The 10,614-nt window shown below is 73.4% G+C and carries 7 protein-coding genes and 2 pseudogenes; 3 read left to right on the top strand and 6 right to left on the bottom strand.

Annotated elements, in window-relative coordinates; translation table 11 throughout:
- Window positions 1-138 precede the first annotated feature (138 nt).
- The 4 genes and pseudogenes from QFZ62_RS14565 to QFZ62_RS14550 form a co-directional block, all read right to left on the bottom strand.
- A pseudogene (locus tag QFZ62_RS14565) lies at window positions 139-1,462 on the bottom strand (citrate synthase).
- A 173-nt stretch (window positions 1,463-1,635) separates the two neighbouring features.
- On the bottom strand, window positions 1,636-2,736 hold the full coding sequence (dapC, locus tag QFZ62_RS14560) for a succinyldiaminopimelate transaminase (protein WP_307507139.1): 1,101 nt from the start codon (window positions 2,734-2,736) through the stop codon (window positions 1,636-1,638).
- Between the two features lie 5 nt (window positions 2,737-2,741).
- A complete protein-coding gene (gene fdxA / locus QFZ62_RS14555; protein ID WP_307507136.1) occupies window positions 2,742-3,062 on the bottom strand; it encodes a ferredoxin in 321 nt (106 codons plus the stop codon).
- Between the two features lie 41 nt (window positions 3,063-3,103).
- Window positions 3,104-4,483, bottom strand: a complete 1,380-nt coding sequence (locus QFZ62_RS14550; RefSeq protein WP_307507134.1) for a PIG-L family deacetylase — start codon at window positions 4,481-4,483, stop codon at window positions 3,104-3,106.
- Between the two features lie 162 nt (window positions 4,484-4,645).
- Between QFZ62_RS14550 and efeU the strand changes: the two genes are divergently transcribed.
- The 3 genes from efeU (at window position 4,646) to efeB (ending at window position 8,120) form a co-directional block, all read left to right on the top strand.
- Entirely contained in the window at window positions 4,646-5,557 is a 912-nt protein-coding gene (efeU, locus tag QFZ62_RS14545) for an iron uptake transporter permease EfeU (RefSeq protein WP_307507132.1), read from the top strand.
- An 83-nt stretch (window positions 5,558-5,640) separates the two neighbouring features.
- Window positions 5,641-6,825 carry an iron uptake system protein EfeO gene (efeO, locus tag QFZ62_RS14540; protein WP_307507130.1) on the top strand — a complete coding sequence of 395 codons (1,185 nt, stop codon included), beginning with the start codon at window positions 5,641-5,643 and terminating at the stop codon, window positions 6,823-6,825.
- The gene (gene efeB, locus QFZ62_RS14535) at window positions 6,825-8,120 is read left to right on the top strand and encodes an iron uptake transporter deferrochelatase/peroxidase subunit (RefSeq protein WP_307507127.1); all 1,296 of its coding nucleotides are present in this window, start codon (window positions 6,825-6,827) and stop codon (window positions 8,118-8,120) included. Before efeO ends, efeB begins: the two co-directional genes overlap by 1 nt.
- A 59-nt stretch (window positions 8,121-8,179) precedes the next feature.
- On the opposite strand, the gene QFZ62_RS14530 is transcribed toward efeB, so the two are convergent.
- Complete coding sequence (locus QFZ62_RS14530; RefSeq protein WP_307507124.1) at window positions 8,180-8,689, bottom strand: hypothetical protein; 510 nt, start codon at window positions 8,687-8,689, stop codon at window positions 8,180-8,182.
- 6 nt (window positions 8,690-8,695) lie between these two features.
- Window positions 8,696-10,604 (bottom strand): annotated as a pseudogene (gene typA / locus QFZ62_RS14525) (translational GTPase TypA).
- Window positions 10,605-10,614: the final 10 nt, after the last annotated feature.

The following is a 10,614-nucleotide window of genomic DNA, read 5'->3' as shown; positions in this document are numbered from 1 at the left end:
CGGACCGACGGCAGGGGCTGTTGCGGGCGGCGGGCGGGTTGTCGGTGCAGTCGAGTCTAGGTCGCCGATCCGCGCGGGTACACGGATCGGCGGCCTCGGGACGCCCCCTGTTCGGGAGCCTCCGTGGTGCGGGGCGGGTCAGTCGCGCGGGGGGAGGTCCCGGGCCGGCTGGCCGATGTAGAGCTGCTGGGGGCGGCCGATCTTGGTCGTCTGGTCCTCGTTCATCTCGCGCCAGTGCGCGATCCAGCCGGGCAGGCGCCCGATCGTGAACAGCGCCGTGAACATGCGCGTGGGGAAGCCCATCGCCTTGTAGATGACGCCCGTGTAGAAGTCCACGTTCGGGTACAGCTTCCGCTCGATGAAGTAGTCGTCCGCGAGCGCGACGGCCTCGAGCTCCTTGGCGATGTCGAGCAGCGGGTCCTGGATCCCGAGGGCCTCCAGCACCTCGTCGGCGCTCTCCTTCACGAGGCGCGCGCGCGGGTCGAAGTTCTTGTAGACGCGGTGCCCGAAGCCCATGAGGCGGACGCCGTCCTCCTTGTTCTTCACGCGCTCGACGTAGCGGTCGACGCCCTCGCCGGAGTCGCGGATGCGGCCCAGCATGGAGAGCACGGCCTCGTTCGCGCCGCCGTGCAGCGGGCCGAAGAGCGCGCCGATGCCGGCCGAGACGGAGGCGAACATGTTGGCCTCGGTGGATCCGACGAGCCGCACGGTCGACGTCGACGCGTTCTGCTCGTGGTCCTCGTGCAGGATCAGCAGGCGCTCGAGCGCGCGGCTGACGACCGGGTTCACCTCGTAGGGCTCGGCGTTGTTGCCGAAGTTCAGGCGGAGGAAGTTGTCGACGAAGGACAGCGAGTTGTCCGGGTAGAGGAACGCCTGGCCGAGGCTCTTCTTGTGCGCGTACGCCGCGATGACCGGCAAGCTTCGCCAGCAGGCGCAGCGTCGAGATCTCGACCTGCTCCGGGTCGTGGACGCTCAGCGAGTCCTCGTAGTAGGTGGAGAGCGCGGAGACCGCGCTGGAGAGCACCGACATCGGGTGCGCGTTGGTGGGCAGGGCGCGGAACACGCCCTTGAAGTCCTCGTGGAGGAGCGTGTGGCGGCGGATGCCGTCGTCGAACTTCGCGAGCTCGTCGGCCGTGGGCAGCTCGCCGTGGATGAGGAGCCAGGCCACCTCGAGGTAGCTCGACTGCCGCGCCAGCTGCTCGATGGGGTAGCCGCGGTAGCGGAGGATGCCCTGGTCGCCGTCGATGTACGTGATGGCCGAGCGCGTCGCCGCCGTGTTGACGAAGCCGTTGTCGAGCGTCGTGAGCCCGGTCTGCCGGGTGAGCCCGGAGATGTCGATGCCGGACGCGCCGTCGACCGCGGGGAGGATGGGGAACTCCACCCGGCCGCCCGGGTACGTCAGCGTGGCCTTCTGCGGCTCGTCCGCCTGCCGGTCGTCCGCCTGCTGCCCGCCATCGGTCACGGCGCCTCCTCGAGTCTGGTGTCGGATCGGTCGGACAGATCCGCGCCTGCGGGCGCTCGTGGCACCGTTCACGGCGCCGGGTCCGAACCGACTACAGCCTAAAGGGCCGACCGGGACACTGTCGCCTCCGCCAGCATCCGCGTCGATCCGTTGGAGGTCGTGCCACGCGTGCGCTAGGAGCGCAGCCGCGCGGCCGCCGCCTCGACGCGCTCGTCGCTCGCCGTGAGGGACAGGCGCACGTGCTCCGGCGACGCGTCGCCGTAGAAGGTGCCGGGGCCCGCGAGGATCCCGAGGTCGGCCAGCTCCGCGATGCCCTCCCAGGCGTCGCGGCCGCGGGTCGCCCACAGGTAGAGGCCCGCCTCGCTCGCGTCGATTCGCCAGCCGGCGTCCTCGAGCGCGGGCCGCAGGGTCGCGCGCCGGGCGCGGTAGAGCTCCCGCTGCGCGCGCACGTGGTCGTCGTCGCCGAGCGCCACCGTCATGGCGTGCTGGAGCGGCGCGGGCGGGAGGAGACCGGCGTGCTTGCGCACGCGGATCAGCCGGGCGATCACGTCCCGGTCGCCCGCGACGAGCGCGGCCCGGTAGCCGGCGAGGTTCGACTGCTTGCTCAGCGAGTACAGCGCGAGGACGCCCCGGTGGTCGTCGCCGACCACGCGCGCGTCGAGGATCGAGGGCGTCGGGCCGTCGGCCCACTCCCCCTCCCAGCCGAGCTCGGCGTAGCACTCGTCGCTCGCGATGACGGCGCCGAGCTCGCGCGCCCGGGCGACCGCCGCGCGCAGCTGATCGACGCCGAGGACGCGGCCGTCGGGGTTGCCGGGCGAGTTCAGCCAGACGAGCCGCGTGTCCGCGGGCCAGTCCGCCGGGACGTCGGCGGGCACGCTCCGGGCGCCGGCGAGCGCCGCGCCGACGGCGTAGGTCGGGTACGCGACGCGCGGGTGCACGACCGCGTCGCCCTCCCCCAGGCCGAGCATGAACGGCAGCCAGGCCACCATCTCCTTCGACCCGATGGTCGGGAGCACCTGGTCGACGTCGAGCGTCGCATTGCGGCGCCGGGCGTGCCACTCGACCATCGCGCGCCGGAGCTCCGGGGTGCCGACCGTGGTCGGGTACGCGTGCGCGTCGGTGGCCCAGGCGAGCGCATCGCGGATGAGGGTCGGCGTCGGGTCGACGGGCGATCCGATGCTCAGGTCGACGATCCCGTCCGGGTGACGCCGCGCCCGCTCGGCGTACGGGGCCATCAGGTCCCAGGGGTAGTCGGGGAGCTCGCCGAGGGCCATGGGGGTCAGCCGGCCTGGGGCGGGAGGACCGAGATCACGGGGTGGTCGGCGTGGATCACGCCGACCTTCGTCGCGCCGCCGGGCGAGCCCATCTCCGCGAAGAACTCGACGTTGGCCGTGTAGTAGTCGGACCACTTCTCCGGCAGGTCGTCCTCGTAGTAGATCGCCTCGACGGGGCACACGGGTTCGCAGGCGCCGCAGTCCACGCACTCGTCCGGGTGGATGTAGAGCGACCGCTCGCCCTCGTAGATGCAGTCCACCGGGCACTCGTCGATGCAGGCGCGGTCCTTGACGTCGACACAGGGCAGGGCGATGACGTAGGTCACTTCGGGCGGGTCCTTCCGGGAGCGGTGCGGCCCGGACGAGTCTACGCGGCGCGCGGACCCGTCCCGGCCGGGGCGGGGTCGGCCGGTGCCGCCCCGGGAGCGCCGTCCGGGCCGGTCCCCGCGCCGCCCGAGGTGCCGCCCGCGGGCGCGCTCCGCGAGAAGCGCGGCCACACGACGACCGCCGCGACGAGGATCGCGGGGGCGACCGCCCAGACCTGGCTCAGGCCGTCGTCGGGGAACAGCACGGATCCGCTCGGGCCCCGCGTGCCGAGCACCGCGACGGCGGCGACGACGCCGAGCCCGAGGCACAGCGCGTGCACGCGGTCGACGAGGAGCAGGCGGAGGGCGACGAGCAGGCAGGCGAGCGTGGCGAGGGCGAGCACGAGCCCGACCGGGAGCACGGCGCCGCCGACGGGGAGGGTGGCCCGGTGCGCGGCCGTGCCGACCGCGCCCACGATCAGGCCCAGCACGAGGCAGGCGACCGCGGTGCCGACGCGCTGCGCGCCGCGCGGGGGCCGCGGGGCGCCGTCGTCGTCGGGCAGGGCGCCGACCGGGCGGTGGATCCGGTACGACTCGACGGGCGAGACGGGCGCGCCGATCCCGTGCGAGAGCGCGAACTGGTCGCCGTCGACGACGGTCTGCGTGCGGTGCGCGGCGACCGCGCGGATCTTCCGGTCGAGCACGTCGGTCGCGTCCACCCGGAGGTCGACGGCGTCGTCCGACAGCACGAGCACGCCCGCCGGGTCCGGGTCCGGCGCGGGGAAGCGGCCGCGCGCCGCGACGAGGTCGTGCGCCTCCCGGGCCGACGACCGCGTCGTGGTGACGAGGTACGCGGGGATCCCCGCCTCCTCCGCCGCCCAGGTCGCGATGACGTGCGTGCGCACGTGGTCGGGGTGGCCGTATCCGCCGTGGTCGTCGTAGGTGACGACGCTCGTGGCGTCGACGTCCGCGATGACGGCGAGCACGTCGCGCGCCTCGTCGGCCTCGTCGCCCGCGCACAGCGAGTCGGGGTCCAGCGGCCGGAGCGCGACGGGCACCCCGTCCTCGCCCCACTCCATGCCGGAGTCGACGTACCGGCGCGGCTCGAGCCCGCGCCAGCGCGCGTCCGCGTCGCCGAGGAATCGGTGGTCGTCGACGCCGAGCGCGGCCATGGCGTCGGCCAGCTCGGTCTCGCGGTGGTCGGCGAGCGCCCGCAGGTCGCCCTCCAGGTGGCGGAGCTCCGCCGGGATGACCTCGCCGCGCTCCCCGCGCGTGCACGTGAGGACGGTGACCGGGACGCCGTCCCGCACGAGCTGCGCGATGGTGCCGCCCGTGACGATGCTCTCGTCGTCGGGGTGCGCGTGCACGAACAGCACGTGCTCGCGGTCGGGACGACGGGTGCGGGCGGCCCGAGCGGGGCGTCGGGACGTGCCGGAGGTCATCGGGCGATCCTATCCGCGACCCCGCCGCCCCTCCTGGGGACCCGACTGGACGCGCTGCCGCCCCCGCGCTACTGTGCACGAGGTAAGGCAAGGCTCACCTACATTTCCCCACCACGAGCAATGGGACGCCTCGTCGCGTCCGCTGCCCGGAGAGGCGCACGCGTGTTCGCGAACTACCTGATCGGCCTGCGCGAGGGCCTCGAGGCCGCGCTGGTCGTCACGATCCTCATCGCCTACGTCGTCAAGATCGGCCGGCGCGACGTGCTCGGCCGGCTCTGGACCGGGGTCGGCCTGGCCGTCCTCCTGTCGCTCTCGGTCGGCGCGATCCTCACCTACGGCGCCTACGGCCTCACGTTCGAGGCGCAGGAGGCGATCGGCGGATCCCTCTCCATCGTCGCGACGGGCCTCGTCACCTGGATGGTGTTCTGGATGCTCCGCACCGCGAAGGACATGCGGTCCGAGCTGCAGGGCGCGGTCGACCGGGCCATCGCCGGCGCCGCGTGGGGCCTCGTGGCGGTCGCGTTCCTCGCGGTCGGCCGCGAGGGCATCGAGACGGCCCTGTTCCTCTGGTCGGCCGTGCAGGCCACGGGCTCCACCACCATGCCGCTCGTCGGCGCGGGCCTCGGCCTCGTCACCGCGGTCGGGCTCGGCTGGCTCGTCTACCGGGGCGTGCTCCGCATCGACCTGGCGCGCTTCTTCACCTGGACCGGGGCGCTGCTCATCGTCGTGGCCGGCGGCGTGCTCGCATACGGCGTGCACGACCTGCAGGAGGCGGGGATCCTGCCGGGGCTCGGGGCGCTCGCGTTCGACGTCTCCGGCGCCGTGCCGCCCGGATCCTGGTACGGCACGCTCCTCAAGGGCACCGTCGGCTTCTCCCCCGCCACCACGTGGCTCGAGGGGATCACGTGGGTGCTGTACGTGGTGCCGACGCTCACGGTCTACCTCGCCCTCTCCCGTCGCGGGCGGCGCGCGCGGCCGGCCCCCGCCGCCGGTGCGGAAGCCGCGCCCGGCCCCGGCCCCGCCGCAGACGCCCACGCCGCGCCCCGCGTCGTCGACGCGCCGGCCGCGCGCTGACCGCGGCCCCGCTCCCGCTCCCCTCCTTCCCTCCCCGCTCCATCCACCGCCCGGCACCGCCGGCCCGCTCCCCCCGAGGACCCATGACGCGCTCGACCCTCCCCGCCGCCGCCCTGCTGGCCGGCGCCGCCCTCGCCCTCAGCGGATGCGTCGCCAACGCCCCCGCCGCCTCCCCCGGCATCACGCAGCTCGCGGTGGACAGCTCGGCCGACGCGTGCACCGTGTCCGCGGCGACCGCGCCGAGCGGCACCGTGTCGTTCCACGTCACGAACTCCACGGACCAGGTGACGGAGTTCTACCTGCTCGCCGAGGACCGCCTCCGCATCGTCGGCGAGGTCGAGAACGTGAGCCCCGGCATCGAGCGCGACCTCGTGCTCACGGTGCAGCCGGGCGACTACTACACCGTCTGCAAGCCCGGCATGGTGGGCGGCGGCGTGGGCCGCACGCCCTTCACCGTCACGGGCGACCAGGTCGCGCTCGCGGGTGATGCCGAGCAGCAGGGCCAGGACGCCGCCGCCGCGTATCTCGCGTACGTCAAGGACCAGATCGGGCGCCTCCTCCCCGCCACCGAGGAGTTCGCCGACGCGTACCTCGCGGGCGACGACGAGCGGGCCCGCGCGCTCTACCCCACGGCCCGCGCGTACTACGAGCGCGTGGAGCCGGTGGCCGAGTCGTTCGGCGACCTCGACCCGGAGATCGACTTCCGCGAGGCCGACGTCGAGCCCGGCACCGAGTGGACCGGCTGGCACCGCATCGAGAAGGACCTCTGGCAGCCGGCGCCCGACGCGAACGGCGGCGACGTCTACACGCCGCTCACCACGGCGGATCGCGCGCACTTCGCCCAGGAGCTCACCGCCGACACGCAGCGGCTCTACGACGCGGTGCACGCGGACGGGTTCTCGGTCGACATCTCCACGGTCTCCAACGGCGCCGTCGGGCTGATGGACGAGGTCGCCTCCGGCAAGATCACCGGCGAGGAGGAGATCTGGTCGCACACGGACCTCTGGGACTTCCAGGCCAACCTCGAGGGCGCGCGCGTCGCGTACGAGGGCGTGCGCGACATCGTCGCCCCGAAGGACCCGGAGCTGGTCGCGACCCTCGACGCGCAGTTCTCCTCCCTCGAGCAGGACCTCGCGGCGTACGGTTCCCTCGACCGCGGCTTCACCCCCTACGACCAGCTCACGACCGAGCAGGTCAAGGGCCTCGCGGACGGCGTGAACGCGCTGGCCGAGCCCCTGTCCCGGCTCACCGGCGCGCTCGTCGGCTGATGGCGGACCACGGCACCGTCGCCCCGGGCGGCATCTCCCGCCGCGGCGTCCTCGGCCTCCTGGGCGCCGGCGCGCTCGGCGGCGGCCTCGTCGGGGCGGCCGGCGGCGTGATGGCCGACCGCGCCTTCGCGGGCGCGCGCCAGGCCGCGGGCGGCGTCACCTACGCGTTCCACGGTCCGCACCAGGCGGGGATCACCACGCCCGCGCAGGACCGCCTGCACTTCGCCGCGTTCGACGTGGCCGACATCGACCGGGCCGGCCTCGTCTCGCTCCTCCGCGACTGGAGCGCGGCGGCCGCGCGCATGACGGCGGGCGGATCCGCGGGCGCCCTCGGTGCGGTCGACGGCCCCTACGACTCCCCGCCGGACGACACGGGCGAGGCGCTCGACCTGCCGCCCGCCGGCCTCACCATCACGTTCGGCCTCGGCCCGTCGCTGTTCACGACCGCGGACGGCGTCGACCGCTTCGGGATCGCCGACCGCCGTCCCGCCGCCCTCGTCAATCTGCCGCGCTTCCCCGGCGAGGCGCTCGTGCCGCAGGCGACGGGCGGCGACCTCTGCATCCAGGCGTGCAGCGACGACCCGCAGGTGGCCGTGCACGCCATCCGCAACCTGTCGCGCATCGCCTTCGGCCGCGCCGCCATCCGGTGGTCGCAGCTCGGCTTCGGCCGCACGTCGTCGACCAGCCGCGCGCAGGTCACGCCGCGGAACCTCTTCGGCTTCAAGGACGGCACGGCGAACGTGAAGTCCGAGGACACCAGCCAGGTCGAGGACCACGTCTGGGCCGACGCCGGGTCCTCGCCCGCCGAGGCGTGGATGCAGGGCGGCTCCTACCTCGTCGCCCGCCGGATCCGCATGACCATCGAGACGTGGGACCGCGCGTCGCTCCGCGAGCAGGAGCGCGTCGTCGGCCGCACGAAGGGATCCGGCGCGCCGCTCAGCGGCGGCACGGAGACGACGGCCCCGGACTTCCACGCCACCGGTCGCGGCGACGCCCCGCTGATCGACCCGGCGTCGCACGTGCGGCTCGCGCACCCGGACGCGAACGCCGGCGCCGTGCTCCTCCGCCGCGGCTACAACTTCGTCGACGGCAACGACGACCTGGGGCGGCTCAACGCGGGCCTGTTCTTCCTCGCGTTCCAGCGCGATCCGCGCACGCAGTTCATCCCCATCCAGCGGAGCCTCGCGCGCGACGCGATGAACGAGTACCTGCGCCACGTGGGCAGCGGGATCTGGGCGGTCCCGCCGGGCGCGGGCCGCGACGGCTTCGTCGGCGAGACGCTCTTCGCCTCCTGACCGGCCGGGCGGGGGGCCACGGCGGGAGCAGCGGCGGCGGCAGCACCGGCCCCAGCGGCTCAGGCCGCGCGCAGCACGACGTACGTCGCGACCGGCGACCCGAGGTCCGCGGACACCGTGACGATGACGGTCCACGCGTCGGTCGTGAACCGCCCGTACCCGCGCGCGTCGTCGGCCGCGACCTCGCCGGCGGCATAGCCCGCGGCCTCGAGCCGCGCCCGCGCGTCGGCGAACCCGCCCGCGACGTCCGGCACCTGGACCTGCGCGACCCAGCCGGCGTCGTCGGGCGCGGCTCCCCCGCCGAGCAGCTGCCCCTCGGCGAACGGCACGGCGTCGGAGGGGAACGAGTCGGGGACGTGCCCGTCGTTCGACACCTGGACCTTGCCGAGGGTGTCGCCCACGACGTCCTCGACGCCGTGGCGCACCTGCTCGGCGCCCTCGTGGGCCGCGTCGCGGACGGCCTCGCCCACCTGGCTGCAGCCGCCGAGCGAGGTGCCCACGACGAGGACGAGCCCGGCCGCCAGCCCCCTCCTGCGGAGGGACCTGGCGGACGGGCTCGTCGGGGTCATGCCGGACTAGGCGTTCTGCTTCTTCAGTCGCGACGTCTTGCGCTGGCGCGCGTTGGCGTCGAGCTCGACCTTGCGGATCCGCACGAACTCGGGCGTGACCTCCACGCACTCGTCCTCGCGGGCGAACTCGAGGCACTCCTCGAGCGTCAGGTTCCGCGACGGCGTCATGCGCTCGAAGGAGTCGGAGGTGGACTGACGCATGTTGGTCAGCTGCTTCTCCTTGGTGATGTTCACGTCCATGTCGTCGGCGCGCGAGTTCTCGCCCACGACCATGCCCTCGTAGACCTCCTGGGTGGGCTCCACGAAGAACGACATGCGCTCCTGCAGGGCCACCATGGCGAACGGCGTGGCGACGCCCGCGCGGTCGGCGACGATCGAGCCGTTGACGCGGGTCGTGATCTCGCCCGCCCACTGCTCGTAGCCGTGCGACACGGCGTTGGCGATGCCCGCGCCGCGCGTGATCGTGAGGAACTCCGTGCGGAAGCCGATGAGGCCGCGCGAGGGGACGACGAACTCCATGCGCACCCAGCCGGTGCCGTGGTTGCTCATGCCCTCCATGCGGCCCTTGCGGGCGGCGAGGAGCTGCGTGATCGCGCCGAGGTACTCCTCGGGCGAGTCGATGGTGAGGTGCTCGTAGGGCTCGTGGATCTTGCCGTCGACCTGCTTGACGACCACCTGCGGCTTGCCGACGGTGAGCTCGAAGCCCTCGCGGCGCATCTGCTCCACGAGGATCGCCAGCGCCAGCTCGCCACGGCCCTGGATCTCCCAGGCGTCCGGACGGCCGATGTCGACCAGCTTGATGGACACGTTTCCGATGAGCTCGCGGTCGAGACGGTCCTTGACCATGCGCGCGGTGAGCTTGTGGCCCTTGACCTTGCCGATGAGCGGGCTCGTGTTGGTGCCGATGGTCATCGAGATGGCCGGGTCGTCCACCGTGATGGTGGGCAGCGGGCGGACGTCGTCGGGGTCGGCCAGCGTCTCGCCGATGGTGATGTCCTCGATGCCGGCGACGGCGACGATGTCGCCGGGGCCCGCGGACTCGGTCGGGAACCGCTCGAGCGCCTTCGTGATGAGGAGCTCGGTGATCTTCACGTTCTTGACGGTGCCGTCGTGCTTGACCCAGGCGACCTGCTGGCCCTTCTTGATCGTGCCGTTGAAGACGCGGAGGAGGGCGAGGCGGCCGAGGAAGGGCGACGCGTCGAGGTTGGTGACGTGGGCCTGGAGCGGGGTGCTCGTCGTCGTAGGTCGGCGCGGGGACGTGGTCGAGGATCGCCTTGAAGAGGGGCTCGAGGTCGTCGTTGTCCGGCAGCGCGCCGTTCTCGGGCTTGTTGTCGCTCGCGGCGCCGTTGCGGCCGGACGCGTAGACGACGGGGACGTCGAGGATCGCGTCGAGGTCGAGGTCCGGGTGCTCGTCCGACATGTCGGACGCGAGGCCGAGGAGGAGGTCCTGGCTCTCGGCCACGACCTCGTCGATGCGCGCGTCGGGGCGGTCGGTCTTGTTGACCAGGAGGATCACGGGGAGCTTCGCCTCGAGCGCCTTGCGGAGCACGAAGCGCGTCTGGGGCAGCGGGCCCTCGGACGCGTCGACGAGGAGCACGACGCCGTCGACCATGGACAGGCCGCGCTCGACCTCGCCGCCGAAGTCGGCGTGACCCGGGGTGTCGATCACGTTGATGACGATGGGCGTGCCGTCAGCGTGCTTGCCGTTGTAGAGCACCGCGGTGTTCTTCGCGAGGATCGTGATGCCCTTCTCGCGCTCGAGGTCGTTCGAGTCCATCATGCGGTCCTCGCCCTCGAAGTGGGCGTCGAACGAGTTCGTCTGCTTGAGCATGGCGTCGACCAGGGTGGTCTTGCCGTGGTCCACGTGGGCCACGATGGCCACATTGCGGAGGTCGTTGCGCGCGACTAGCGCCATAGTGCTGTCC

Source organism: Clavibacter sp. B3I6, from assembly GCF_030816895.1.
Classification (GTDB): Bacteria; Actinomycetota; Actinomycetes; order Actinomycetales; family Microbacteriaceae; genus Clavibacter.
This window is presented reverse-complemented; position numbering and strand designations above follow the sequence as displayed.

Coding starts and splice junctions, on each gene's coding strand:
- dapC (WP_307507139.1), bottom strand. CDS start 2,736: ATGGCCCTCGGCGAGCTCCCCGACTACCCCTGGGACCTGATGGCCCCG.
- QFZ62_RS14550 (WP_307507134.1), bottom strand. CDS start 4,483: ATGACCTCCGGCACGTCCCGACGCCCCGCTCGGGCCGCCCGCACCCGT.
- efeO (WP_307507130.1), top strand. CDS start 5,641: ATGACGCGCTCGACCCTCCCCGCCGCCGCCCTGCTGGCCGGCGCCGCC.
- efeB (WP_307507127.1), top strand. CDS start 6,825: ATGGCGGACCACGGCACCGTCGCCCCGGGCGGCATCTCCCGCCGCGGC.
- QFZ62_RS14530 (WP_307507124.1), bottom strand. CDS start 8,689: ATGACCCCGACGAGCCCGTCCGCCAGGTCCCTCCGCAGGAGGGGGCTG.